Origin of the sequence: Polynucleobacter sp. MWH-Aus1W21 (assembly GCF_018687275.1) — a bacterium.
Classification (GTDB): domain Bacteria; phylum Pseudomonadota; class Gammaproteobacteria; order Burkholderiales; family Burkholderiaceae; genus Polynucleobacter.
Window position 1 is genome coordinate 339,478 of record NZ_CP061287.1, and the last position, 26,156, is coordinate 365,633.

Consider the following 26,156-nt stretch of genomic DNA (forward strand, 5'->3'; position numbering starts at 1 on the left):
GAGTAATTAACAGGCTTTAAGCATTTCTTCGAGCGTGTCTTGTAATGAGTACTGCTTCAGTGATGAATTGTGGGTAAGAAATAGGCTATTGATTTTGCTGGGATTTCCAGACATACGGTGAACCTCATTTTTTCTTACAAAAGCTGGATTTACTCGAATTTCAATGGAATGACCAGTTAGATTTGTAAGTAATTGAATGGCCGACTGGAGTGTATGCGACTGACCAGAGCAGAGGTTATAGATCTCGCCAGCTCTACCGTCATGCAAAAGCCGCAAGTAAGCTTCGCTAATCATTCTGACGTCGTTAAATTCTCGTTCAACATTTAAGTTTCCCAGCTCAATGTATGCCGAGCGTTTCGCAAAATGCTCAACAATTTTTGGGATCACGAACTGATTATTTTGCCCTGGACCGGTGTAGGTAAAGGGGCGCGTAATTACTATTGGTAAACGATCTGCAAAATTCAATGCCAAAAATTCAGTTGCTAGCTTGCTGACAGCATAGTGCCCCATAGGTTTGGCTGGCTCATCCTCGGAGATGCGCTCAAACGCATAATTTCCATATACTGTTGCGCTACTAGCGATGACAACCTTATGGGGGGTTTTAGCGAGCTTACTCAGGGCATTTAGTAGGTTTACGGTTCCTATGGCATGAACTTGGTAATAGGGCAGATCATCGCTGCTCACTACAAAGCTCTTCCCTGCTAAATGCAATACTGCATCAGGCGAAGTTTGGTTAACTTCTGCTTCAAGGGCAAGAGCATCATTCAAGTTTGCCTGGAGTGCGACGATTTCATGGCCGCTGGCTTTTGCAAGATTGCTGAAGTGACGACCGGTAAATCCCGTAGCGCCGGTAAGAAGTATTTTCAAAATGGGATTTCTGTCTCTATTTGGTTTCGATCATTCAGTTCTTGGGAAATTTTTCTATCCCATTGATTATTATAGGCATAATACATTTTTACCACTCCATTTTTGCAAATACCATTGATCGCATTAAGCAGCCATTCTGACCGCAATTCAGCCCCCCTAGTGATCGTTGGCTCCACTGGCTTGTTGGGTCAAGCACTTCGATCGGAGGCTTGCAAGAGGGGTTATCAAGTCTACGGGCTCGCTCGCTCTGGAGCCGATGTCAATTTGGACATACAGGACACTCAGAAGCTTTTGGAAGCCCTGGGTCATGTGCGGCCTAAGTACATTATCAATGCAGCCGCTTTGATTAATCTGGACGAGTGTGAGCGTAATCCTGCTCATGCCCATGAAATCAATGCTTTGGCAGTGAAGAATATAGCCAATTATTGCCAAAAGCATGACGTAAAGCTGGTTCAAATCTCCACTGATCACTATTTCAGTGGTGATGGGGAGGTATTGCATGATGAGCAAGCTGAGGTTCAGCTTTTAAACACCTATGCCAAAAGTAAGTATGAAGGGGAGCTTTTTGCTCAAAGTGCGCCAAATAGTCTTATTTTGCGCACTAATATAGTGGGATTTCGGGGGTGGATAGGTAGGCCAACCTTTGTGGAGTGGGCTATTGCAGCTCTATCTGAGGGTTCTCCTGTTACCTTATTTGATGATTTTTTCACCTCCAGCATTCACGTTAAGGCCTTTGCGGGCTCGCTGTTTGATTTAATTGATAAAAATGCCTCAGGAATATTCAATTTAGCTGCCAGAGAAGTCGTTAGCAAGGCTGATTTTTTATTAAAATTAGCCCATCAACTGGAGTTACCGGTTGCTGGCTGCACTTTTGGTAGTGTTCACTCTGTCGGGGGTGTTCTTCGCGCCGATAGTCTGGGTTTAGATGTTTTAAAGGCAGAGACAATTTTAGGTTATCCGTTACCAAAAATGGATGAGGTCATTGCTGAGCTGGCTCGGGAATATAGGGAAAGATTAAATGCAATACGATAGTTCTATTAGCGTTAACGGTCGATCGATCACTATCGATCAGCCTAGCTATTTCATTGCAGACATTGCTGCAAACCATGATGGTGATTTAGAAAGAGCCAAGGCTCTGATATGGTTGGCTAAGGAGGCAGGTGCTGATGCCGCTAAGTTTCAGCATTTTAAAGCGGAAAAAATTGTGAGTGATTTAGGTTTTAAATCACTTGGCTCGCAACAGAGCCATCAAGCCAATTGGAAAAAATCTGTATTTGAAGTTTTCCAAGACTACGAATGTAATCGCGAATGGAATCAAGAATTAATTGAAACCGCTGCACAAGCCAAAATTGATTTCATTACCACCCCATACGATACTGATGCTGTAGATGAGTTGGACCCCTATTTACCAGCTTATAAGATTGGCTCGGGTGACATCACATGGATTGAATTTATTGAATATGTGGCTAAAAGAAATAAGCCATTGTTTATTGCTTCAGGCGCTAGTAATCTTGCTGATGTAGAAAGGGCAGTAGCTGCAGCGCTTCAGCACAATCGACAGCTAGTACTCATGCAATGTAATACGAACTACACGGGTTCTTTAGAGAATTTCAGATTCATTAACTTAAATGTTTTGAAATCTTACGCTCTCAAATATCCCGAAATGATATTGGGTTTATCAGATCACTCTCCAGGTCATGCGACAGTATTGGGTGCCATTGCTTTAGGTGCTCGAGTAGTGGAAAAGCATTTTACTGATGACGCCTCAAGAGTGGGGCCTGACCATGGTTTCTCCATGACGCCCAAGACATGGCGTGAAATGGTTGACCGTAGTCGAGAATTGGAAAACGCTCTCGGGGACGGCATCAAGAGGGTGGAGCCTAATGAAACTCAAACTGCTAGCTTGCAACAACGTTGCTTGTATCTAACTCGAGATATTGGTGTCGGTGAAATCTTATCTGCAGCTGATGTGGAGGCATTAAGACCTGTTCAGGATAACTCTTTTAAACCCTATGAGCTAGTAACTGCTATTGGCAAGAAGATGCTTCATGGTCGCAAGCGCGGAGAATTTCTACTTAAAAGTGATTTGGAATAATGATGTTATCTGGAAAACATGTTGGCTTACGTGCTATAGAGCTTGCTGATTTGCCGCAGCTATTGGAGTGGCGCAATAAGCCTGAGTTTCGTCAGTATTTCCGTGAATATCGCGAGCTCAATGCTGAGCAACAGCGGCGCTGGTTTGATGAGAAAGTAAATGGTGATCCAGCCATCAAGATGTTCTCCATCATTGATTTATCGAGCGGCCGCTTACTGGGTGCTTGCGGACTTTGTTATATCGACTGGGTTAATCGTACCGCCGATTTTTCAATCTATATTGGCGCAGATGATTTGTACATTGACGAAAAGTTTGCACCCGACGCAGCAAAGGTATTGATTCGCTATGGCTTTGAAGAGCTAGGCCTTCATCGGCTGTGGTCAGAAATTTATGCATTTGACGATCCTAAAAAAGCTTTTTTTGATCAATTGGGATTCACTTTGGATGGGCGCCATCGCGAGACTCATTGGGCCAATGGACTTTGGCATGACTCATTGTTTTATGGACTACTGAGTACTGATTCAAGATGCTAATTAATCGAGCCACTAGGTTTGCAATTGGCTTCCCTAGGTTTCTTAAGCAAATCATTGCTATCACTGCTGATATTGTTACGTGTATCTACACGGTATGGTTAGCCTTTGGATTACGGCTAGACCAATGGGGCAGTCTGTCAAATTATCAGTGGTGGGTTGTTGCAATCTCTATTGCAACAGCTATTCCTATTTTTTACATATTCGGTTTATACCGCACTATATTTAGACATACTGGCTTAGCTGCTCTAGGAGCAATTGTCAGGGCTTTGGTAGTTTATGGTTTTATTTTCATCGGTCTATTTGTGATCTATGGGGTCCAAGGTGTTCCACGCACGATTGGCATTATTCAGCCTATCTTGCTACTGATTGGAATCGTTGCTAGCCGTCTATTTGCCCGTTACTTATTACGAAATGCGGAATTTAGTAGAGCGGAAAGAATGAGCTTGCCACGCGCCTTGATTTACGGGGCCGGCTCTTCTGGTCGACAACTTGCCAGCGCATTGGCTCAGAGTGAAGATATCTTAGTGGTTGGATTTTTGGATGATGACCCAACATTGCACAACAATTCCATCAATGGGTTGACTGTATATGGTCGAGACGATTTACCTACAGTTATAGCAAAACATGAGGTAACAGATGTCCTATTGGCATTGCCTTCTGTAAACCATATTGTTCGGGGTGTTATCTTGGCTGGGCTTCAGCCATATACGTTGAGAGTCAGAACCCTACCGGCTTTAGGAGATCTCACTTCTGGAAAGTTAAAGGCGAGCGATCTCAGAGATCTCGATATTGATGATCTTCTTGGGCGAGATGCTGTACCGCCGAACTTGATCTTGCTTAATAAGAATACGCGCGGCAAAACGATTTTGGTCACCGGAGCCGGTGGCTCAATTGGTAGCGAGTTATGCCGTCAGATTGTTCAATTTAATCCATCCATTTTATTGTTGGTTGAACGTAGCGAATTTGCACTGTATTCAATCCATGAGGAATTAAAAACAATTATCGCTAGCAATGGATTTAATATTGAATGCGTACCCTTGTTGGCGTCTATTCAAAATGAAGAGCGCATGTCAAAAATCATTTCCACTTGGAAGCCTGACATCGTTTATCACGCTGCTGCATATAAACACGTCCCTTTAGTTGAGCATAATCCAATTGAGGGTATGAAGAATAATATTTTGGGTACGCTTAATTGTGCAAAATTATGCGCAAAGTATGCTGTTAGTAATTTTGTACTGATTAGCACTGATAAGGCTGTGCGCCCAACAAATATTATGGGCGCTAGTAAGCGTATGGCAGAGATGATATTGCAGGCGCTTGCTCGCAACCCTATCTCTGGCTCAACAACCAATTTTTCTATGGTGCGCTTCGGCAATGTTTTAGGATCTTCCGGTTCCGTTGTGCCTATGTTTAGCTCTCAAATTAAAGCGGGGGGTCCAATCACCCTAACAGATCCAGAGATCACACGCTTTTTTATGACCATTCCAGAGGCAGCTCAACTAGTAATCCAGGCGGGTGCCATGGCTGAGGGTGGCGATGTATTTGTATTGGATATGGGTGAGCCTGTCCGTATCGTAGATTTAGCACATAAGATGGTTGAGCTTAGCGGGTTGTCTGTAAAAAATGCCGATCAGCCGGATGGGGATATCGAAATTCAGGTAACTGGACTGCGGCCAGGTGAAAAGCTCTATGAAGAATTGCTCATAGGCGACAACCAAGAAAAAACAATTCACCCGAAGATTATGAAGGCTCAAGAAATCTTCATTACGTGGTCTGATCTTGAGCTTCATCTTAACCATCTGCAAGAGCTCTTATACGCTGATAAGGTAGTGGATTCGCGGGAATTTTTGCAGCAACTTGTCGATGGATATAAGCCCAGTGCAGAGGTGGTTGATTGGGTTCACCTTGCCAAATCCGGCTCTCAGTCCTGAGTAGGGGCTTGTGATTCAGGGTAATGAATAAACTTTCTCAATTTTTTATCAGACCCGCTTGGGGTGGAGGTCTTGAGAAGCTTCTCTCATTAACGGGCTTGCTAATCATTTTTTCTGCAAACGCAGTTCTTCTCTTAAGTATGGCGGTTGGTATACGAGAAGATGGTATTACTTTGCCCGTTTTGATCTTCTCTTTGATGTTTTTGTTGGGTCTTAAGTCGCCATTGAGCGGTTTATTTGTCTATATTTTTGCTCTGCCTCTCCTGCCGGGATTGCCCTATCAGATATCGCAGTTTTTTGGGATCGGTATTTTGCCAGTTGATGCTCTGGGCTTTGAGTTAACCCTGGGTTTTATTCTCTCATTAAGCCTCAGATTCGCCTGGCAAAAGTATGTTGTCAAATCTCACGATTTTGTATCTTCAGCTCTACCGTGGCAGCTATCACTGGTTTTGATTTTGATTACAAGCTCATGTTGCCTGGCAATCGCTCGTAATCTTTGGCAGTCTGCCACCGTTACTTCAGCTTATGGGATCTTTTTTAACTTAACCCACTTTAGAACATTGGGGTGGCATGAAGATTTTCGCCCTCTATTTGACTGGCTTGCTTATGGAATGGCTGGCTCAATTGCTGCCTTTTTAATTCCACTACTTCGTGAGCGAGATGATAGGAACACCCTTATTTTTAGACCTATTCTTGCGGCATTATTGTTATCTTCACTTTGGGCTTGCCTGCAGTCAAGCTCCGGAATTGGCGGCGGCGTTGGTTTTAGGAGTGACTTTTTTGGAATCCCTGCGTTTGGCTTTCAACCAGACTTGCATGCTTTTGCGGGATATATTTTGCTCGGGGTGGTTGGTCTTTTTGGATACTTGAAATGCGCAAAGAGCACTATTGAAAAGCGAATCATTCACTGCGTTATAGGCCTATCATTTTTTGCATTGATATTAAGTAAATCCCGATCAATGTTAATGATTGGTGTATTAGTATTGCTGATACTAATTTTTGTGAATCTCTGGTTCAGAAATAGAAAGCACTTTTGCTGGGCAGCTAGCATCTTGGGTGTGCTTATTGCTGGTATTGGTTTTGCTTGGTACGAACTAGCAATGTATTACAAAACTGACCTGAATGGCTTTTTAAAATCCCCGTGGGGTCAGCTATCGAAATCTTCTTGGTTGATCCAGTTAGCGCTGGAATTAGGGGATCGCGAACTCTCTCATTTTAATGAGCTCAGTATTGCGCTAGGGGGGCGTCCAGAATTCTATCGAGCTGCACTCAGAATGCTCTATTTTTTCCCTGTATTGGGTGTTGGATTGGGCGGTTTCTATCGAGAATCTATTTTTGAGCAGCTCACTTCTTCTCCTACTTTGCGTGCCTTGGGTGGTGAAAATGTTCATAATTATTTTCTACAGACGCTTGCTGAGACCGGCCTAGTTGGTGGGCTTATTTTCTTTGTTGCAATCATTTATCCGATGTTTTTGGCAATACGACAGAAGCAAGCATGGCCAGCGCTATTTGCATTGTTTGGTTTATTTTTAGGGAATTTATACGCCCACTCCTTTTTGGTACGAGAGAACTTTCTACTTGCTACGGTTTTTTTATCGCTGCTATATTCGACCATCTCATTTAAGACCCAGTCAAAATTTGGTCTCTTGATTGCAAACTTCTTTAGATCCAATTGGAAATATGCTGCTGTGGGGGTATTTTTTATATTCGCCAGCAGGGAATTTATGTTGTCACTAAACCGCTATCCTTTTAAATATGGAGAGCTTTGCTTTGTGCAGAAAGATATTTCTGAGGATGGCTGGTCCTCTGGCTTTTATCAGAGAGTAATCCCTCAAAATTCAAGTAAGCTGCTCGTAGAATTTGATCCGCTTAGGGCGAATATTTCTAATGCCCCAGTTAATCTCCAGATACAAATCATTCAAGACGGCGTTGGTGTTTTGGCAAGAAAAAATATACAGTTAGACCGAAATGACGTGCAGCAAATCAATGTTAGCTTTATGCCACTTGATTCGCCAAAAGCAGGCCCTATCAATGCCAATATTCGTGTTTCAAGTTGTTTTACACCTAAAAATTTAGGTGCCAGCCTAGATTCAAGAAGGTTGGGACTCTTGATAAGTCAGATTAAGGTTTTCTAGATTAGCTAAGGTTAGTAAGAAAACTTTTTAACCTGCTTCATGTAATTATCATGGGAGCCGCAAATTCTGTCGAAGGCCACTCCAGTCAGGGATGTAGGTGATCCAATAGGCTTCAGGTCTGCATTGACTGCTCCTGGTCTGTAAAAGGCGGCAGTTCTGCTTTGACAATTTGCTTTAAAGACGAGATCTTCAGTGCGCCCGCCTTTTTTTGCTAAGGGCTCGGATAAAACTTTCATTTCTCTGACTGAGTTTTTTGAGTCGAGAGAAATGTATTCGTTATTAAAAACTTCATAAAAAACAGCCTCACTAGGACGATCACTATCAGTCTTATTTGGTGCTGATTGAGTCATTTTTTTATCAGTGGAAACAGGTAGTTGACCCTCTTGGTATAGGAAGTAATTTTTTGTTTTTTGAAGCGGTAATGGTCTTCCGCAAACTCTGCCAGCAATGACAAGCATTGCTGTTTTTGGTTTAATGGGGACCCAGCACTCTGGATCACCTGGCTTTAAATTGGGGGGGTTATATCCACCTAAATTACTAATATCACATGCCCCATTTTCTGGTATCTCAGAAAGTTGATGCAGTCCGGGGCAGTGAATTGTTTGTTTATAAGGGCCGACTGCGCCAGTGTTAAATTCTTCCGAAAATTCAGCCTTCTCTTCATTAGCGGTTGAACTTTCAGTCGAGTTCAGTGGGATAGTGGTGGGGTCAATACCTTTAATTAGTGTTGGCTTGGCGCCTGATCGTGGGGCCCAAAAAAGAGAGAAATGCACGATGCCACCCTCTTCAGCATCTAGGGTTTTGGGATCGTAGTACCAGTTCTTGGTATTAGATTCAGTCAATAATATCCATTCACCGTTTTTGTAAGTCTCTAAATTGCGATAAGGCTTATATGCTTTTGGGCTTGGGCGAGGCGAGGTGCACCCAAAGAGCAACGCTAAGCTAAGAGACAAAATAATTAATCGCATTACAGGGCTCATGAGAGAGTTTCTAAAGAATGTATCTTATCAGCCCTTATGAGCATTGTTTGGTGAATTTTTTGCTTCACTTTCAGGGTACTAAGCTTAAAAAGAGATACTCTAAAAAGATGATGATGTGAACCATGCCTTGTAAGAGGGTCGTTCTGCCAATCGCTAGGGTCAGTGCACCAATAAAAAATGACAAATACATTAGCGTCATATTGAGGTCGCTAATACCTAGACTTAAGCTCAGGTCAAAAAAGATGGCGATAGCAGCTACCGTCGGAATGGTTAAGCCAATACTTGCCAGTGCCGACCCTAAGGCTAAGTTCAAACTACTTTGTAAACGATTGGCTTTTGCTGCCCTGATGGCTGCAAAGCCTTCAGGCAACAAAACCAATAAAGCAATGGCAATACCCACAATGGTCTTCGGTGCTCCAGCTGAGGCAACAGCCCTTTCAATTGCTGGACTAAGTAATTCTGCAAGACCTACCACTGTGATCAAAGAAAATAAGAGCAGTATCGCGCTGATAGCGGTCTTTGCATTGCTTGGTTTTCGTGCATGCACATTGCTATCCGTCTTCCGGTCTTCTGTTGTGGGGAGATAGTAATCGCGATGACTAACTGTTTGAAAGAACAAAAATGCAATGTAAAGAGCAAATGATGTGATTCCTGCAAATGCTAATTGGCTCTTAGTAAAGTCAGGGCCTGGGGTGCTAACTGTAACTATCGGCATGACCAAAATGAAAGTGGCTAAAGCAGTTAAAACTGCAAGAGCGGAAATGGTTCCCTCATTTCGAAAGGTCAGTTCATGATGTGTGAGGCCACCTATAAAAATACATAACCCAATAACACCATTAATAACAATCATGACGGTTGCAAAGACCGCATCGCGAGCAATAAATTGAGAGCCTTCATGGCCTGTCAGCATCATCGAGATGATGAGTGATACTTCAATAATCGTGACGCTAATGGATAAGACTAGGGTGCCATAGGGTTCACCTGTTTTATGGGCGATCACCTCGGCATGATGAACGGCTAAAAGAACGGCGCCAATCAGTGTGATGCTCATGATGGCAATGAACCAGGTTTGACTTAATAAGGCAGACATCGATGCAATCTTTAAAATAAGGTTAAGCTAGCAAGTGAATCTACTGTTTAATGAGAGTTTATAGCCATCCATGAAAGCCATCATCTTATTTGGGCACGGAGCAAGAGATAGCCGCTGGCGCGAGCCATTTGATCGCTTAGCCGAATTGTGGCGAGAGCAGCAGCCTAAGACTCCGGTAGAGCTCGCCTTTTTGGAGATGATGCAACCCTCATTAGAAGAGGCGGTTGCAAGCTTAAGTGCTCAAGGAGTTAATGCAATTACCGTAGTACCTGTTTTCTTTGGCCAAGGCGGTCATCTGCGCAATGATTTTCCGGCTTTGCTGGAAGGGTGTCGGGGCAAGTTCCCCGACATTGCATTAAGCGCTACGCCTGCCGTTGGCGAGGACTCGGCTGTCTTGCAAGCCATTGTCGATTTTGGAGCTAGTGCTCTCTAAGTTTTCGCTTACCTGAGTTTTGCTCCTTAAGGCTTCACCAATCATGATGAGTGCTGGCGAGCTGGCGTCAAACCAGGTATCTGCTTTACCGTCTGCTAATTCTTTTAGAGTACTTGTCCATAAGCGCTCGCGTGAAGTGCTAACGGCTTCCAGTATTTGTACAGGTGTATTGCCATCCTGATTGGGGCTTTGCTCAATCAATTGTTGTGCAATCTGAGCGGCATCCTTACGACCCATGTAATACACCAGGGTATCGGCAGAAGGATTTGATATTAGTTGTCCCTGGGTAATATTCTCAGCGCCCTGAGCTAAGGTGACAAACGCCACGCTACGTGAAACCCCGCGCAATGTGAGTGACTGCTGAATACTCGCTGCGCCAGCCAGTGCTGCCGTAATGCCCGGGACAACTTCAACTTTAATACCAGCATCCTTAAGTGCCTGAATTTCTTCATCGGCCCGACCAAAGAGCATTGGATCACCACCTTTAAGACGCACAACCACTGGATGTTTCTGGGCTGCATCTACCAAGCGCTTATTGATGAACTGTTGTGCTGAAGAGAGCTTGCCACAACGTTTACCCACAGCCACCTGAATTGCCTGAGGGCAGAGTTCTAACATGGCTGGATCAACCAAAGCATCATAGAACACAATATGGGCCCGCTCCAGTAGCCTGGCGCCACGCAAGGTAATGAGATCAACTGCGCCAGGGCCGGCTCCAACTAAGTAAACCTTGCCTGGGGTGTCGAGTGATTGGTTTAATAGATCGGTCATCAATGCTATCTAACTTAGACGCTGAGCGTAGCGCGCGTTGTTCTTGAACCGCGCCAGCTGTTTTGAGTAGTCACGCTATACAAATCAAATTGCTTGAGAGCAACATCCAGTTTCTGATCTGGACGCAGGGCGAAGCTATCAAAGCCAACACGTGCACCTTGTAAGAGTTGATCAATGAGTACATCACCAATTGCGCGTATTTCACCTTGCCAAGCAAAGCGACCGCGTAATAAGGCGGCGGTACTAAAGCTGCGCCCATCTCTAAAAATGGGGAAGTGTGCTGCCACTAAAGGCCATACTGTTTTGCCAGCCTCGATAACATCTGCATGCTTCAGAATGTCATCATCTGCTGCAAACCAAACGCCGATCTGACCATTTTTGGCCTTCACGATGACGTCTGCCTCATGGTGGTGTTCAAGCCACCAAGTAAAGGGTACTAATACTTTATGAGCGCCGTGCTCAAGGTCGGGCAACCCACCTTCATCTTGGCTGCCACTCCATACCTGCCATTCATTTTGACCTAGAGCAGGCTTACCGTCTTTTGGAAAATGCACAATTTCAGAATGCGAGGTGATATTCAATTGACTCATGCTGTACCCCCATCAATTACTTTCTCAACCTTTTCATTTTTCTTCGCATTTTTGTATGCGGCATCTTTGAATGGTGTAACGCCAACCCGACGATAGGTTTCAATAAATGGTTCATCACTATTGCGCTGTGCAACATAAGTGTTGATCACATTAGTGATGACATCCGGTATCTCATCTGCATAGAAGGATGGACCAATAACCTTACCAATAGCTGCGTCGTTTCCTTGTTCGCCACCTAGGGTGATCTGATACCACTCTTCCCCATCTTTATCGACACCCAGTACGCCGATGTTCCCAACGTGATGGTGGCCACAAGAGTTGATGCAGCCAGAGATGTTCAAACTAATGTCACCCAAATCAAATAAATAATCTAAATCATCAAAGCGCTCCTGAATCGCCTTTGCAATGGGGAGTGATTTAGCATTAGCGAGGGAACAAAAGTCGCCACCAGGACAAGCAATAATGTCAGTAAGTAGGCCAATATTAGGCAAGGAAACCTTTTGCTTCTTGGCCTCTTGCCACAGTTCGTATAGCTTGGATTGCTCAACGTCGGCAAGCACTAAATTTTGCTCATGAGTTGCGCGTAATTCTCCAAAACTATAGTGATCGGCTAAATCGGCAATTGCATACATTTGGGCTGTAGTAGCATCACCAGGCGCAACGGTGCCGTGTGGCTTGAGTGACAAAATCACGCTTGCATAACCAGATATCTGATGAGGTTTGACATTGCGTTCCAACCAGCGTGCAAATGCTGCTTTTTCTACTTCTGTAGCGAGATTGATTACCTGCTCATTTGATAATGCAGGCAATGCTTTGTAGGCGGGTTTGGTGAAATGCTGTGCAACACGATCCCACTCTGCTTGAGTGAAATTATCATCACTATTTTTAATATGATCCCACTCACCTTCAACTTGGCGAGCAAATTCTTCTGGTCCCAAAGCTTTAACCAAAATTTTGATACGAGCTTTGTAGAGATTGTCTCTTCTGCCAAAGCGGTTGTACACACGTAACAAAGCAGTGAGATAACTAGGTAAGACATTCCAAGGAAGGTCTCGTTTAATCAGGGAGCCAAGGATTGGTGTCCGCCCCATGCCACCGCCAGCATAGATGTCAGCGGTTAATTCACTAGCGGAGCTCTTCTTGAGTTCAATGCCTACGTCGTGACAAAGTAATACGGTGCGATCTTCTTTAGCACCATTTACTGCAAATTTAAATTTACGCGGTAGATGAGCAAATTCAGGATGTAGTGTTGACCATTGACGTAGTAATTCACAGATGGGGCGAGTGTCGACATACTCATCTCCTGCAACACCAGCAAAAGCATCGCTCGTAATGTTGCGAATACAGTTGCCCGAAGTTTGGATAGCATGCATTTCTACTTTGGCAAGTTCAGCCAAAATATCTGGAGTGTCTTCAAGGGTTACCCAGTTGTACTGAATATTTTGGCGCGTAGTGAAGTGGCCATAGCCACGGTCATACTTTTCAGAGATGAGCGCCAGGGTGCGCAACTGCTTTGAGCTAAACAAGCCATAAGGAATAGCAACGCGCAGCATGTAAGCATGGCGCTGGTGGTAAAGACCGTTTTGCAGACGTAAAGGACGGAATTCTTCTTCGGCAAGACTGCCATCAAGACGTCTGGCAACTTGGTCACGGAATTGGGCAACTCGTTGATCTACAAGAGTTTGGTCAATGGCATCGTATTTATACATAAGGAGGCTATTGTCATATTTGATGGATATTTCTACAAATAATTATAAATTGATCCTATATATCGAAATTCATATAAAAGGGACCTAAATCATCATTTATTGAAAAGTCTGCTTCAATGCTAGATAGAGGGCACTAGCCCCCTCATGTAGCACATTAAATAACAATAAAAAATGGAGACAGTATGAGAACAATGCAGGTAACCAGTCTTATTGCTGGTTTATTGGTCAGCACTAGCCTATTTGCAGCTAATGCATCAAAACCCCCTTTACCCCCAAGTGCCACCCCAGGTCAGGGCTTTACCCAAGAGGGTCTCAAAAGAATAGATGGATTTTTTGCCGATCAGATTGCCGCTAATAATATGGCTGGTGCTGTTCTTGCGGTAGCCAAAAATGGCAAGCTCACCATTTTTAAGCCCTATGGTTATTTAGATAAGGCCAATAACAAACCCATGACTACCGATGCCATTTTTAATTTGGCTTCGATGACTAAGGTGATGGCCTCTGTTAGCGCGCTCACTTTTTATGAAGAGGGTAAATTGCCATTAAATGCGCCAATTTCAAATTGGTTGCCACAATTTAAGGATATGAAAGTAGGGCAAGTAGATGCCGATGGCAAGCTGAATTTAGTGCCCGCAAAAAATCAAATTACCGTACAAGATCTCATGCGCCATACCAATGGACTGACGTATGGTGGTCGCGGTGCTACGCCGGTGCATAAGTTTTATCCCGCCGGCTCTGCACCAGCAGCAGTCCAATACACTGCTCAAGAATTTATAGATAAGCTGGCAAGCAATCCATTGCTGTATGAGCCAGGCACGGCTTGGGATTATGGCTTTGGTCTAGATGTACTTGGTATTCTTGAAGAAAAAATTGCCAACAAACCATTGGGCGCGATTATGCAGGAGCGCATTTGGAATAAAGTGGGTATGCCAAACACCACTTTTGAGTTGGCTGAAAAAGATCGCTCAAGATTGGCGCAACCACTACCAATAGATCCATTCACTAGTAAGCCACAGACAGTAGCTATACATAATCAAAAAGTAAAGTTTGATTGCGGTGGATCTTGTGCTTATTCGACTGCAGGCGACTACATTCGCTTTGGTCAAATGCTGTTGAACGGCGGAAGTTTGGAAGGGAAGCGTGTGCTTGGTCCTCAAACAGTTGCCTTTATGACCTCTAATCACTTGAACAAAGATATTAAAAACAATGTGAGCGGCACTGAGCCAGGGCGTGTGGGCTATGGATTTGGACTGGGCGTTGCTGTTCGAACTGACAAAGGGCTAGCAGCAATTAATGGCAATGTTGGGGACTTCACCTGGAATGGTGCTTATGGAACAGTATTTTGGGCTGATCCAAAAGAGCAGATGGTAGTAGTCATGATGGGTGTGGCACCAGGAGACATTCGTAAAGTGCATCGAGAGCAACTTAATGCCGTGATTTATGGCGCATTAGAAAAGTAATGTAGCTAAGCTAAATAAAAAGCCCCGATATTCGGGGCTTTTTATTACTGACGCTCATTTAAAAAGAGCGCTAGGTTTTTAAAGTCCGTTTTCTCGATAGTGCCTGTAGAGATTGGCAATAGAGGCAAACCCAAGAACAACGAATAGTACCGCGAATAAATATTCAATAGTGAGGTAGGTGTAGACGCCCATCTGCACCAGAATTGCAGCAACAATGAATGCAGCAATCGATCCAAATGCTACTAGCTTAAAGTTAGGCACGAAAGCGCCTAAGGTAATGGCGATAAACACAATGTAGAGATCCGAAACGAGCTGATCAGCGATGACAAATATGCTGTTAGTGAGCTCGGGGTATGTGAACTTTCCCAAAACTGCAATAACCAGAATTGAAGCTAGGATCGCAAGATTGAGCTTTGCTTTAAGAAGAATGATCTTAAATTGGTCGCCCATGGTTTTATGAGGCGCTGCCGTTAAAAACGAGGCTGATGCCAATCCACAAAATAACAAAAGCAACTAAAACGGTTGAGCCAATCTTCTTTAAAAAATACTCCAAGGTGTCCATGTAGGCTTCATCGCCTCTGCCAAAATAATGGTCAAAGCGCTTCCAGAAAATACGCCCCACGACCAGCGGTAGGAGTATCGCGACGATACCTAAAATAACGGTTAGGGTGTTATCCATACTCAAAACTTTCTTTGCTAACAATCTCAAGGGATTGGCTGTAAAGGCTAAAGAATACCTGTTTTTGTTTTTTCTCTAGCCTAGTGCTGGTTTGGGGCTTATCTATCATCATTATTCAAGGTCAAAAGGCGTTTGTTGATACAGTAGAGGCTACTTTTCAATTACTTCATTCGAAAGCGCTCATATGGCCGAACTATCAACTGCTCAGATTCAGGAGCTCCGTACAAAAGTGTTGGGCGCAGCTGCCAAAATTCCTGGCGCCTTAATTGGTCTTGGAATTTTATTCATCGTACTAGGCATGATTGGAATTGCAGGTCAAACCTTATTCTCATTTATTACAGTGAATGTCTTAGGCATTTTCTTGTTTGCTGGCGGTCTTCTCCAGGGTGTTCATGCCCTTAAATCGCAGGGCTGGAAAAGTGTAGGAGTGCAGCTTGTTTTAGCGGCACTTTATATTGCAGCAGCTATCTTTACTTGGGCTTTCCCAATTCCCGCACTTGAAGCAATTACCTTATGGCTCGCGGCTATCTTTTTTGTTACGGGTGCATTGCGTCTAATCTCGGCATTCCAGCACCGACACTTTCGTGAATGGTTTTGGCTGGTATTGTCTTCAGCGATCTCTATCCTCATGGGTGTGCTGATCATGAATGGATATCCAGAATCTAGCCTTTGGCTTCCAGGGATGTTGATTGCGATTGAGCTCTTGTTGCAAGGGTGGTCGATGTTGTTTATGGGCCTTGCAGCGCGCTCGCTCATTAAATAACTCAGTAGATCTTCGATTTAGAAAACAGAGCAAAGAGTATTCGTCATGGCAATGAAAAAAACCGATCTCTATAAGAATTTAGCTTTGAAAACTGCGCAGGGAATGAAAAACGCTGCTAAGACTCCAAAGCTAGGGGCTGATGAGAAGGCAAAAACGAAAAAAGAATTAGCAAATGCCAACCCTTTGCTAGCTTCTTTGATGGGCAAAACCAAAGCTAAATAATATTTGTAACTAATACTTGAAACAAACAGGACCGCTTTTTCTCATTGATTTCCTCAAGGTCTTTGCGGCCCTGTTAATCATCCTGCATCACCTATCAAGTTACGGGCAAATTGCAGAAGATGCTCGTCGCGTTCTGCCAGGTCTAATGACTTGGCTATTTGAATACGGGCGCTATGCAGTTCAAATCTTTTTGGTAATGGCGGGCTATTTGGCCGCTCAATCTTTGAGTCGTTTCGGCAGTGCCAAATTTAACCCCAATCGTTTGCTCAAGTTGATACTGAATCGATATCTACGTTTGTTTGCGCCGTATGCTGCCGCACTTCTTTTTACTATTGCATGTGCATACATTGCTCGTTTCTGGGTCAATGATGAATTCGTTGGCGAATCAGAAACACTGTCGCAATTTCTAGCGCACCTTTTTTTTATACAGGGTATCTTAGGTTTAGATTCTATTTCTGCTGGCGCTTGGTATGTAGCAATTGATTGGCAGTTGTATTCAGTGCTTGCAATCTTATTTATCTCTTTTCCGAGTTACCAAGCCTTGATTTGGTTAATTAGCGTTCTAGCCGTTAGTTCTTTGCTGTTCTTTAATCGCTCGACTGACTATGAAGCCTACTTCATTTACTTCATTGGCTCATATGGCTTAGGGGTGCTAGCTTATTTAGCCAGCCATTTTCAAGATCTAGGCATCCAGCGTTTGGCTAAGGCGGCATTGATCTTGATTGGGTTGATTATTACTGCCGTATCATTTCAGCAAATTTGGTTAAGAAACTTTCTAGCCTGGTTTGTAGCTCTAGCCCTGTATTTATGGGGCGGCACTCAATATCCCAACGCCGTTGCTCAGAAGGGCTTCGTAAAGGCTATTGCTTGGGGCAGTCAGCGCTCCTACTCTGCTTTCTTAATTCACTTCGCATTTATCTTGCTGGCAAACACAATCTATATTGCCTTTGGTTTGCACGCACATGAAAGTGGTTCATTGGCTATTGCATTGATGCTGGGGGTTATAACAACTAGTGTGATAGCGGCTAATTATGTTTATCGCTGGATAGAGGTTCCAGCAAACAAACTGAAGGTCTAGTTCGAGCTAGGTTTAAAGACCCATGTCTTTGAGAATGCGGAAAATCTCGCGATAAGCCTTAGGCGGTTTGTTTTGTTCCCTCTCTTTGCGCGCATTTCGAATCAAGGTGCGCATATTTTGAATATCCATATCCGGATATTGCTCAATCATCTTGGTAAATACTTCGTCATTCGCAATTAGTCTATCGCGATAGCTCTCTAGAAAATGCAGTTTTGCAGTTTCAGCTTTACTCACACCCTGAATGGCATCCAATCGTTTCTGAATGGCATCTAACTCTTCTTCATCCAAAAAGCGCATGAGTTTTCCAAGATATTGCTTGTGACGACGAATCGCCTCAAAACTTTTAATCTTGTTGGTTTCTGCAATGGCAGCCTTGATGGCTTCATCTAAAGGAATCGTTTTTAAAGCATCGCTACTGAGGGCAGCCAACACTTCGGCCAGCTTCTGGCGCTCAGTCATTTGGCGCTTTAGCTCTGACTTGCTTGGCCCTTCATCGGCGTCAACCACCTTGGGAGTGCGATTCTTCTCATTAATATGCATTTAGCTATTTTAGACGGGTATTTAGGGTTTCTAGCTGAATTGCCTAATTTCTTCAAATTCGAAGATTTGGTAAATAATAGAGTTTAAAAATGGACACAAAAAAATAGAGACATGAGTAAAGCAAGTCAAACAAACACGTACGACTACATCATTATTGGAGCAGGCAGTGCCGGCTGCATGTTGGCCAAGCGTTTGACTGAAAACCCTAACAAGAAGGTCTTGCTGATCGAAGCAGGTAAGAACGACAACTATATTTGGATTCATATTCCGGTTGGTTATTTATATTGCATTGATAACCCAAGAGCAGATTGGCGTTTTAAGACTGCTGCAGAAAAAGGTTTAAACGGTAGATCCTTGTTATATCCCCGTGGTCGCGTTCTCGGTGGTTGCTCGTCAATTAACGGCATGATCTATATGCGTGGGCAAGCGGGTGATTACGAATCTTGGGTGCAAGCAACGGGTGACGATGCTTGGTCATGGGAAAATGCACTCAAGCGTTACATGTCATTCGAGGATTATCACGGTGCTGCCAATCAATGGCACGGCAAGGGTGGTGAGTGGACCGTATCTAAGCAGCGTCTGCGTTGGCCCATTATGGATCGCTTTAAGGATGCTGCCGTGCAGGCTGGCATTCCAGCATCTGATGACTTCAATCGTGGCGACAACTTTGGTGTGGGTTACTTTGATGTAAGTCAACGTGCTGGTTGGCGTTTAAATACCTCAAAGGCATTTTTAAGAGATGCGGCTAAGCGTAGCAACCTCACTGTTATTACTGAAGCGGTAGTGAATAAATTGAAGATCGATCCCGCAACTAAAAATTGTTATGGCGTTGAGTATATTAAGAATGCTCAAACATGTGATGCCTTGTGTGCCATTGAGCAGGGCGGTGAAGTACTGCTGAGTGGCGGTGCTATTGGTAGCGTACAAATTCTGGAGCGCTCTGGCATTGGGGCTGCAGTACGCCTCAATCAATTAGGCATCCCGGTGATCACTGATCTCCCAGGTGTTGGTGAAAATCTGCAAGACCATTTACAGCTTCGTATGGTTTACAAAGTGAGTGGTATTAAAACTCTAAATACAAAAGCTAATACGCTTATTGGAAAAATGATGATTGGCTTGGAGTACCTCTTCAAGCGCTCTGGCCCAATGTCGATGGCGCCATCACAGCTCGGCGCATTTGCCTATAGCTCACCAGAGCAAAAGAGTGCGAACTTGGAGTATCACGTTCAACCTTTATCTCTAGAAAAGTTTGGCGAAGACTTACATTCATTCAATGCATTTACTGCGAGCGTTTGCAATTTGCGTCCCACTTCACGCGGTAGTGTGCACATCAATTCAAGAGATCCAGAGGCGCCGCCTGTTATTAGCCCTAATTATTTATCGACCGAAGAAGATCGCAAGGTGGCAGCAGAATCTTTACGTTTAACTCGCAAAATTGCCCAACAAGCTGCGCTTGGCCCTTATGATCCAGAAGAATACAAGCCTGGTGCGCAGTACCAAAGCAATGAAGAGTTAGTAAAGGCGGCGGGAGATATTGGTACTACGATTTTCCATCCGGTGGGTACTTGCAAGATGGGGTGCGATGATGACTCAATGGCGGTTCTTGATTCACAGTTGCGGGTTAGAGGTATTCATCATCTGAGGGTAGTTGATGCTTCTGCAATGCCAACGATTACCTCTGGCAATACTGCGGCGCCTACTATGATGATTGCGCAGCGCGCAGTTGAATTGCTCACAAGTGAGTAGCCTGCAAAGCCCTCGCGCTGCTGAGCATCATCAGCAGTTGCCAGCAAGTCATTTGTTGCTAGCTTTGGGAATTGTGGCAGTTTGGGGTACCAACTTTGTCGTCATCAAAAATAGTCTGGGATCGTTCCCACCTTTTTATTTCGCAGCTTTGCGTTATTTCTTTGTTTTGTTGCCTTTGGTCTTCTTTATACCAAGGCCAAAAGTGTTATGGAGCAATCTCTGTATTTATGGTTTGGCAACCGGGGTGGGGCAGTTCGGTGTGATGTATTACGCAGTAAATAGCCAGATTTCTCCGGGATTGGCTTCCCTGGTAGTTCAGACCCAGGTCTTCTTCACTATTGGCTTTGCCATGTTTTTTGCCAAAGAGTATCTAAGGCTTTATCAGGCCGTGGCGGTTGCCATAGCAATGGTCGGTCTTGGAATTATTGCGGTGCACACAGATGCAACTACGACTTTCCTGGGCTTGGCGCTTGTAGTCTTTGCAGGACTTTCCTGGGGGGTCGCCAATACAGTTAGCCGCCAAGCCGGTTCTATCAATATGCTCTCGTATGTGGTTTGGGCCAGCGCCTTCTCTATTCCCCCCTTGCTACTGATCTCCCTAATCTTTGAGGGCGGCCCAGCGCATTTGTGGGACGTGACCCTGTCAGCTCCTGCGGGGGCTTGGGCGGGCGTACTTTGGCAATCTTGGGCTAATACCTTGTTTGGTTACGCTGCCTGGGGGTGGTTGTTATCGAAACACCCTGCCGCTTTAGTCGCTCCAGCGCCGTTATTAGTGCCAATCTTTGGTATGGGTGCATCGGCTTATTTCTTGTCTGAACCATTGCCCTTATGGAAGATCATGGCTGCGGGGTTAGTAATCACTGGCTTGATAGTGAATTTATTCTGGCCAGGAATTGAGCGCAGCCTCAAACACCGATTTTTCTAGGCCATTAGGGCTAATGTAAAACCCTTATAGATACCTCTTTTTTTGCCATTGTATTAACAGTAAGATAACTGTTCGTTTGTGTTTTACCCATAAAAAAGTATTTATTCATTAGCAATTTTTAGTCATGGAGACTTTATGAAAATTCGTCGTCACATTTTTGCAGTAGCTGCTACTGCAATGCTTGCAACCGGTGCTTACGCTGCCGATATCAAACTTGGTGTTTCAGGACCTTTCACTGGCGGCTCTGCCTCAATGGGCGTAAGTATGCGTGATGGTGTGCGTCTTGCTACGAAAGAGATTAATGCTGCTGGTGGTATCAATGGCAACAAAATCGTTTTGGTTGAGCGCGACGATGAAGCAAAAAATGAGCGTGGTGTGCAAATCGCACAAGAGTTGATCAACAACGAAAAAGTAGTTGCAACTTTGGGCTTTATTAATACTGGTGTTTCATTGGCTGCGCAACGTTTCTATCAAGATGCGAAGATTCCAGTAATGAACAACGTGGCAACAGGCACAATTGTTACTAAGCAATTCCCTAACGCACCAGAAAACTATATTTTCCGTAACGCTGCAGCCGACAACATTCAAGCACCAATGATCGCTAAAGAGGCAGTTGAGAAGCGTGGCTTGAAGAAAGTGGCTATCTTGGCTGACTCTACAAACTACGGTCAGTTGGGTCGTGAAGACTTAGAAAAGGCTTTGAAGGGCTATGGCGTAACTCCAGTAGCTACTGAGAAGTTCAACATTGGTGACGTCGATATGACTTCACAATTGCTCAAAGCAAAAAATGCTGGTGCAGATGTGATTTTGACTTACGCAATTGGACCTGAGTTGGCACAAATTGCTAACGGTATGGCGAAGTTGGGTTGGAAGAAGCCAATGATTGGTTCATGGACATTGTCTATGGCTAGCTTCATTGATACAGCTGGTAAGAACGGTAACGGCGCAACAATGCCAGAGACTTTCATTCAGAACCCTGCAACTACACCAAAGCGTAAAGCTTTCGTAGATGCATACCTGAAGGATTTCAAGCCAAAGAACGGCATCATCGCTTCTCCAGTATCAGCAGCTCAAGGTTATGACTCTGTATACCTCTTGGCTGCCGCTATCAAGCAAGCTAACAGCACAGAAGGACCAAAGATTTTGGCTGCTTTGGAGAGCTTGAATGCTCCAGTTGACGGCGTTGTAATGGCTTACAACAAGCCATTTAGCAAAACTGACCATGAAGCAATCAAGGCTAAAGACGTAGTCATGGGCGTTGTAGAAAACGGCCGTGTTGAGTTCTTGAATGCTGAGGACGCAGCTCCTAAGAAGAAGTAATTCAGCCTAGCAAAGCAGGCAAAAATAATTTAATTTTGCACTGCAGCAATTGTTAAAACAAAGCGCCGCCCAAAAAGCGGCGTTTTGCTTACAATGTCGGATTTGTTAATAAAACAGTTTTAAGTATCTTTTAGGCCAACAATAATGGACATGCTTGCACAAATCCTCTCAAGCGGTATCGCTGTGGGGATGATCTATGCGGTAATCGCTTTCGGTTTCCAGCTCACTTTTGCCACATCCGGCACTTTGAACTTCGGTCAAGGTGAGGCGCTGATGTTGGGTGCTCTCGTAGGTTTAACCTGCGTTGACACTTTTGGCATGAACTACTGGGTAATGATTCCAGTCGTTTGCTTATTCGGCATGATTCAGGGTAGCTTCGTTGAGTTAATCGGCGTACGTCCCGCAATCAAAATTAAATCCGAGTTTGGTTGGATTATGTCCACTATCGCTCTCGGGATTATTTTCAAGAACGTTGCTGAAAACATTTGGGGTCGCGATGCATTGCCATTCCCATCACCTTTGCCAATGGAGCCAATGGAATTCCTAGGTGCAAATATTTTGCCAATGGAAATATTGGTGGTGGTTGGTGCGTTGGTCATGATGCTGTTAGTAGAATTTTTTAACCGCAAAACAATTTATGGCAAAGCGGTTGTTGCTACTGCAAACGACCGTGATGCCGCTGGTTTGATGGGTATTAATACCAGCGTTGTAATCACCTTCTCATACGCATTATCTTCATTGACCGCAGCATTTGCTGGGGTATTAATTGCCCCGTTGACATTGACTGGCGCCGCTATGGGCGGTGCATTAGGTTTGAAGGCCTTCGCAGTAGCGATTATTGGTGGTCTCTCAAGCGGTATGGGAATTATTGTTGGTGGCTTGATCCTCGGAATTGTGGAGACAGCTACAGGCTTTTATATCTCTACTGGCTATAAAGATGTGCCGGGTTTGATCTTGCTCTTGCTAGTGCTGGCATACAAACCATCAGGCCTCTTTGGTAAATCTGCAATTAAGAAAGTTTAATGATGAAGAAGTCTCTAATCCCTCTATTAATTGCAATTGCGGGGCTCTTTGTATTGCCCCTCTTTATTCACAATCCTTATTACATTCACTTGGTTGAAACCATTCTGATCTACACCATTCTGTTATTTGGTTTGGACATCGTGGTGGGTTATGTAGGTCAGGTTTCCTTAGGACACGCTGCCTTATTCGGAATCGGTTCCTATACTGCTGGTGTTTTGTACTTCCACTTTGGTTTACCAATTTGGGTCAATATTCCGGCAGCTATTATTGTTACAGCGATCTTCGGCGGCATCTTGGCATTACCAGCCTTGAAGGTAATTGGACCTTATTTGGCGATGGTGACCTTGGCATTTGGCACGATCGCACAAATTCTGATTAACGAGATGACTTGGTTGACTGAGGGCCCATTGGGCATCAAGATTCCAAAGCCTGAGTTGATGGGTGTTCCGATGACCAAGGCGGAGTACTTCTGGCTGGTTTCCGTTATCTTGATCCTTTCCATGATCGTTGTAGACCGTTTTGTAAAGTCACAAATTGGTCGCGCCTTTGAAGCCTTGCGTGATAGCCCGATTGCCTGTGACTGTATGGGCGTTTCCGTATATCGCTTTAAGGTGATCGCATTTGTGATTAGCGCTGCTTTTGCAGGTTTGGCTGGTTGCTTGTACGCCTACTCAGAGCAATATATTTCACCAAATACTTACAACAACGAACTTGCTGTTTTGTTCTTGCTCGGCATCATCATGGGTGGACGTAAGTCTCGCCTTGGTGCAGTCATTGGCGCGGCTATTATTGTTTTGCTGCCTAAGTTGCTAGACGATATTTTCTTGTTCCGTATTGTTGCTTCCGTTATTGCAATCGTTGTTGTGGTTGGAGCAGCAATGGCTCTGTCCAAGAAAGTCACAACTCTACGTCGCGTAGCAGTGCCTATCGCTGGTGTAGTGGGTTTGGCAGCGTTTTCATTCTGGTTGAATAGCATCTCTGACTGGCGCTTGAGTATTTTCGGCTTTATGATTTTGTTGGTGGTGTACTACTTGCAAAACGGTATTGTTGGTTTTGCGAAAAGCTTCTATCAGTCAATCGTTGGCAAAGCAAAAACTACTCGTGGCGGTGACGCTGAAGTGGTTGATGACTCCATTAGCTTTATTAGCACTGTTGCCAATACCAACACTGGTACTGAGCTCTTGAAAGTTGACTCTGTATTGATGCAGTTCGGTGGCTTGAAGGCATTGAACAATGTTGATCTCAGTATCAAGCGCGGCACTATTCATGGTCTGATCGGCCCTAACGGTTCCGGTAAGAGCACGATGATGAACGTGTTGACAGGTATTTACGTGCCTACAGCAGGTAACGTTCTCTATGCTGGCGAAAGCGTTGTTGGTAAGACATCTTCAGACATCGCTTTATCTGGTATTGCACGTACCTTCCAAAACGTTCAGCTTTTCGGTGAAATGACTGCTATCCAAAATATTTTGGTTGGCTTGCATCACACCTTCAAGTCAAACATGGTGGAAATTGCCTTGAATCTGCCACGCTACAAGCGTGAAGAGGCTGAAGCTCATGCTCGTGCAATGGCGCTTCTCAAGTTCGTTGGTTTGGATGACTTGGCTAATGAAGAGGCGCGTAACTTGCCATATGGTAAGCAGCGCTTACTCGAGATTGCCCGTGCCTTGGCATTGGATCCTGAGTTGCTCTTGTTGGATGAGCCAGCAGCAGGCTTGACAGCTCCTGACATTAAAGAACTCTTGCGCATTATTCGTAAGATCCGCGATAGCGGTATTACCTTCATCCTGATTGAGCATCACATGGATGTGGTGATGTCAGTTTGCGATACCGTTTCTGTATTGGACTTCGGTCAGAAGATTGCAGAAGGTAAACCAGCTGAAGTTCAGGCAGACGAGAAGGTGATTCATGCCTACTTGGGTACTTAATCACTAGAACATATTGAATCGGTAAATACCATGTTATCTATTAAGAATCTTGAAGCAGGCTATGGCAAAGTCAAAGTCCTCCACGGCATCAATATTGATGTTCCAAAAGGACAGGTGATTACATTGATTGGCTCAAACGGCGCCGGCAAAACAACAACCATGCGCGCTATTACTGGCATGATCAAACCAACAGCTGGTGAGGTCACTCTAGGTGGTGAAAAAATTGATGGTTACGACTCTCATAAAATCGCTCGCTTAGGTTTGGCTCACAGCCCTGAAGGTCGTCGCGTATTTACGACTATGTCAGTAACCGACAATTTATTGTTGGGCGCGTTTCCACGCTTTACAGGCAGCCGTCCAAAGGGTGACATCAAGAATGACCTCGAGAAGTCTCTCGAAATGTTCCCGCGTCTTAAAGAGCGTCGCAATCAATTGGCTGGAACGCTATCTGGTGGTGAGCAACAAATGTTGGCGATGGCCCGTGCAGTGATGCTCAATCCAGAGATTATTCTCTTGGATGAGCCATCTATGGGTCTTGCACCAATCTTGGTTGAAGAAGTATTTAAGATCATCTCCAACTTGAAATCACAAGGCGTCACTATGTTGCTGGTTGAGCAGTTTGCTGCGGCAGCTTTGAACGTTGCTGACTATGGCTATGTTCTTGAGAATGGCAAGATTGCTACTCACGGACCAGCTGCCAAGCTTAAGGATGATCCAGCTGTTAAAGCAGCTTACTTAGGTGGTGCTGGTGGCCACTAAGTAGTTATCCAAGCTACAGTGAAAAAAGCCCTTAGTAATAAGGGCTTTTTCTTTTTCAGAGTGTAATCAGCTTGATATCAGCTTAATAGCTTCACGTATCAAGAGCGCTCGGTAACCCATATAAATAGCCACTAAAGTAAATCCGAATAAAAAAAGTTTGGGGATGAGCGCGCCTTCAATAACCAGCTCGCTATTCAGCAATCCAATTGCCACTGCAAAGAAGAATAGGGCGCCTAGACCTAAAACGATCCAATTTTCATTGCTGCTGACTTGCTGTGTTTGGTTGCTATAGGCAAGCACTTGCAGAGTGTCGCCTTTTTGATATCCCGACACGGCAATTAAATCGCCATCAGCAATCTGCATGGGGGAGGAAAAAGTGGCTTCGATTGCCTTGTCGCCCAAATTAAATTTAGAGATATAAAAGCGCTTGTAGTAGACCGAGGAGTGGTCGTGTGTAGGCTTTTCAGGGTTTACATATTCGAGTAGCTCATTGTTGAGATTGCTCACTGTGCCAGAAATCGAGCTAATAGAGCTTGATAGCAAAGAGCTTGGTTTACTTATAGACATCAGTAGAACTCC

26 protein-coding genes are annotated in these 26,156 nt (G+C 44.4%); 16 read left to right on the forward strand and 10 right to left on the reverse strand.

Features of this window, described 5'->3' with window-relative positions:
• Positions 1-6 precede the first annotated feature (6 nt).
• Complete coding sequence (locus ICW03_RS01800; protein ID WP_215348431.1) at positions 7-867, reverse strand: GDP-mannose 4,6-dehydratase; 861 nt, start codon at positions 865-867, stop codon at positions 7-9.
• Between the two features lie 102 nt (positions 868-969).
• Between ICW03_RS01800 and ICW03_RS01805 the strand changes: the two genes are divergently transcribed.
• The 5 genes from ICW03_RS01805 to ICW03_RS01825 are packed head-to-tail and all read left to right on the forward strand — an operon-like array spanning position 970 to position 7,561.
• Positions 970-1,899 (forward strand): SDR family oxidoreductase, encoded by a 930-nt coding sequence (locus ICW03_RS01805; RefSeq protein WP_215348432.1) that lies wholly within the window; start codon positions 970-972, stop codon positions 1,897-1,899.
• Positions 1,886-2,962, forward strand: a complete 1,077-nt coding sequence (locus ICW03_RS01810) for an N-acetylneuraminate synthase family protein (RefSeq protein ID WP_215348433.1) — start codon at positions 1,886-1,888, stop codon at positions 2,960-2,962. The genes ICW03_RS01805 and ICW03_RS01810 overlap by 14 nt, the downstream gene beginning before the upstream one ends.
• 2 nt (positions 2,963-2,964) lie before the next feature.
• Positions 2,965-3,495 carry a GNAT family N-acetyltransferase gene (locus ICW03_RS01815; RefSeq protein ID WP_215348434.1) on the forward strand — a complete coding sequence of 177 codons (531 nt, stop codon included), beginning with the start codon at positions 2,965-2,967 and terminating at the stop codon, positions 3,493-3,495.
• Positions 3,489-5,426, forward strand: coding sequence for a nucleoside-diphosphate sugar epimerase/dehydratase (locus ICW03_RS01820; RefSeq protein ID WP_215348435.1), 1,938 nt, complete (start codon positions 3,489-3,491; stop codon positions 5,424-5,426). The genes ICW03_RS01815 and ICW03_RS01820 overlap by 7 nt, the downstream gene beginning before the upstream one ends.
• A gap of 23 nt (positions 5,427-5,449) precedes the next feature.
• Entirely contained in the window at positions 5,450-7,561 is a 2,112-nt protein-coding gene (locus tag ICW03_RS01825) for an O-antigen ligase (protein ID WP_215348436.1), read from the forward strand.
• Positions 7,562-7,572: 11 nt separating this feature from the next.
• Here the strand turns inward: ICW03_RS01825 and ICW03_RS01830 are convergent, their stop codons facing one another.
• Together ICW03_RS01830 and ICW03_RS01835 are read right to left on the reverse strand one after the other, a co-directional pair.
• Positions 7,573-8,541, reverse strand: a complete 969-nt coding sequence (locus ICW03_RS01830) for a hypothetical protein (RefSeq protein ID WP_215348437.1) — start codon at positions 8,539-8,541, stop codon at positions 7,573-7,575.
• 70 nt (positions 8,542-8,611) lie between these two features.
• Positions 8,612-9,631 (reverse strand): calcium:proton antiporter, encoded by a 1,020-nt coding sequence (locus ICW03_RS01835; RefSeq protein ID WP_215348438.1) that lies wholly within the window; start codon positions 9,629-9,631, stop codon positions 8,612-8,614.
• A 70-nt stretch (positions 9,632-9,701) separates the two neighbouring features.
• Between ICW03_RS01835 and ICW03_RS01840 the strand changes: the two genes are divergently transcribed.
• Positions 9,702-10,064, forward strand: coding sequence for a sirohydrochlorin chelatase (locus ICW03_RS01840; protein ID WP_215348439.1), 363 nt, complete (start codon positions 9,702-9,704; stop codon positions 10,062-10,064).
• Here ICW03_RS01840 and cobA read toward each other — a convergent pair.
• The 3 genes from cobA to ICW03_RS01855 are packed head-to-tail and all read right to left on the reverse strand — an operon-like array spanning position 9,987 to position 13,134.
• Positions 9,987-10,835, reverse strand: a complete 849-nt coding sequence (cobA, locus tag ICW03_RS01845; RefSeq protein WP_215348440.1) for a uroporphyrinogen-III C-methyltransferase — start codon at positions 10,833-10,835, stop codon at positions 9,987-9,989. The two genes, ICW03_RS01840 and cobA, sit on opposite strands and share 78 nt — an antisense overlap.
• Before the next feature lie 14 nt (positions 10,836-10,849).
• On the reverse strand, positions 10,850-11,425 hold the full coding sequence (locus ICW03_RS01850; RefSeq protein WP_215348441.1) for a DUF934 domain-containing protein: 576 nt from the start codon (positions 11,423-11,425) through the stop codon (positions 10,850-10,852).
• Complete coding sequence (locus tag ICW03_RS01855) at positions 11,422-13,134, reverse strand: nitrite/sulfite reductase (protein ID WP_215348442.1); 1,713 nt, start codon at positions 13,132-13,134, stop codon at positions 11,422-11,424. The genes ICW03_RS01850 and ICW03_RS01855 overlap by 4 nt, the downstream gene beginning before the upstream one ends.
• Positions 13,135-13,316: 182 nt before the next feature.
• On the opposite strand from ICW03_RS01855, the gene ICW03_RS01860 reads away from it, so the two are divergent.
• Positions 13,317-14,594 (forward strand): serine hydrolase, encoded by a 1,278-nt coding sequence (locus ICW03_RS01860; protein ID WP_215348443.1) that lies wholly within the window; start codon positions 13,317-13,319, stop codon positions 14,592-14,594.
• A 78-nt stretch (positions 14,595-14,672) separates the two neighbouring features.
• Here the strand turns inward: ICW03_RS01860 and ICW03_RS01865 are convergent, their stop codons facing one another.
• Positions 14,673-15,044 carry a hypothetical protein gene (locus ICW03_RS01865; protein WP_215348444.1) on the reverse strand — a complete coding sequence of 124 codons (372 nt, stop codon included), beginning with the start codon at positions 15,042-15,044 and terminating at the stop codon, positions 14,673-14,675.
• A gap of 4 nt (positions 15,045-15,048) precedes the next feature.
• Positions 15,049-15,273, reverse strand: coding sequence for a hypothetical protein (locus ICW03_RS01870; protein ID WP_215348445.1), 225 nt, complete (start codon positions 15,271-15,273; stop codon positions 15,049-15,051).
• A gap of 184 nt (positions 15,274-15,457) precedes the next feature.
• Here ICW03_RS01870 and ICW03_RS01875 point away from each other — a divergent pair, with 184 nt between their 5' ends.
• Genes ICW03_RS01875 through ICW03_RS01885 form a run of 3 tightly spaced genes read left to right on the forward strand, consistent with a single transcriptional unit; the run spans position 15,458 to position 17,336 of the window.
• On the forward strand, positions 15,458-16,036 hold the full coding sequence (locus ICW03_RS01875; protein WP_215348446.1) for an HdeD family acid-resistance protein: 579 nt from the start codon (positions 15,458-15,460) through the stop codon (positions 16,034-16,036).
• Positions 16,037-16,081: 45 nt separating this feature from the next.
• Complete coding sequence (locus ICW03_RS01880; RefSeq protein WP_215348447.1) at positions 16,082-16,258, forward strand: hypothetical protein; 177 nt, start codon at positions 16,082-16,084, stop codon at positions 16,256-16,258.
• Between the two features lie 16 nt (positions 16,259-16,274).
• A complete protein-coding gene (locus tag ICW03_RS01885; protein ID WP_215348448.1) occupies positions 16,275-17,336 on the forward strand; it encodes an acyltransferase in 1,062 nt (353 codons plus the stop codon).
• 12 nt (positions 17,337-17,348) lie between these two features.
• Here ICW03_RS01885 and yjgA read toward each other — a convergent pair whose 3' ends face one another.
• Positions 17,349-17,876, reverse strand: a complete 528-nt coding sequence (yjgA, locus tag ICW03_RS01890; protein WP_215348449.1) for a ribosome biogenesis factor YjgA — start codon at positions 17,874-17,876, stop codon at positions 17,349-17,351.
• A 111-nt stretch (positions 17,877-17,987) separates the two neighbouring features.
• Between yjgA and ICW03_RS01895 the strand changes: the two genes are divergently transcribed.
• The 6 genes from ICW03_RS01895 to ICW03_RS01920 all read left to right on the forward strand — a co-directional run bounded on the left by ICW03_RS01895 (position 17,988) and on the right by ICW03_RS01920 (position 25,577).
• Complete coding sequence (locus tag ICW03_RS01895; protein ID WP_215348450.1) at positions 17,988-19,622, forward strand: GMC family oxidoreductase; 1,635 nt, start codon at positions 17,988-17,990, stop codon at positions 19,620-19,622.
• A gap of 37 nt (positions 19,623-19,659) precedes the next feature.
• Positions 19,660-20,547, forward strand: coding sequence for an EamA family transporter (locus ICW03_RS01900; RefSeq protein ID WP_215350091.1), 888 nt, complete (start codon positions 19,660-19,662; stop codon positions 20,545-20,547).
• A 135-nt stretch (positions 20,548-20,682) separates the two neighbouring features.
• Complete coding sequence (locus tag ICW03_RS01905) at positions 20,683-21,867, forward strand: ABC transporter substrate-binding protein (protein WP_215348451.1); 1,185 nt, start codon at positions 20,683-20,685, stop codon at positions 21,865-21,867.
• 144 nt (positions 21,868-22,011) lie between these two features.
• Complete coding sequence (locus tag ICW03_RS01910) at positions 22,012-22,890, forward strand: branched-chain amino acid ABC transporter permease (RefSeq protein ID WP_215348452.1); 879 nt, start codon at positions 22,012-22,014, stop codon at positions 22,888-22,890.
• On the forward strand, positions 22,890-24,818 hold the full coding sequence (locus tag ICW03_RS01915) for an ATP-binding cassette domain-containing protein (RefSeq protein WP_215348453.1): 1,929 nt from the start codon (positions 22,890-22,892) through the stop codon (positions 24,816-24,818). Before ICW03_RS01910 ends, ICW03_RS01915 begins: the two co-directional genes overlap by 1 nt.
• A gap of 30 nt (positions 24,819-24,848) precedes the next feature.
• Positions 24,849-25,577, forward strand: coding sequence for an ABC transporter ATP-binding protein (locus ICW03_RS01920; protein ID WP_215348454.1), 729 nt, complete (start codon positions 24,849-24,851; stop codon positions 25,575-25,577).
• A 66-nt stretch (positions 25,578-25,643) separates the two neighbouring features.
• On the opposite strand, the gene ICW03_RS01925 is transcribed toward ICW03_RS01920, so the two are convergent.
• Positions 25,644-26,144, reverse strand: coding sequence for a hypothetical protein (locus tag ICW03_RS01925; RefSeq protein ID WP_215348455.1), 501 nt, complete (start codon positions 26,142-26,144; stop codon positions 25,644-25,646).
• Positions 26,145-26,156 lie beyond the last annotated feature (12 nt).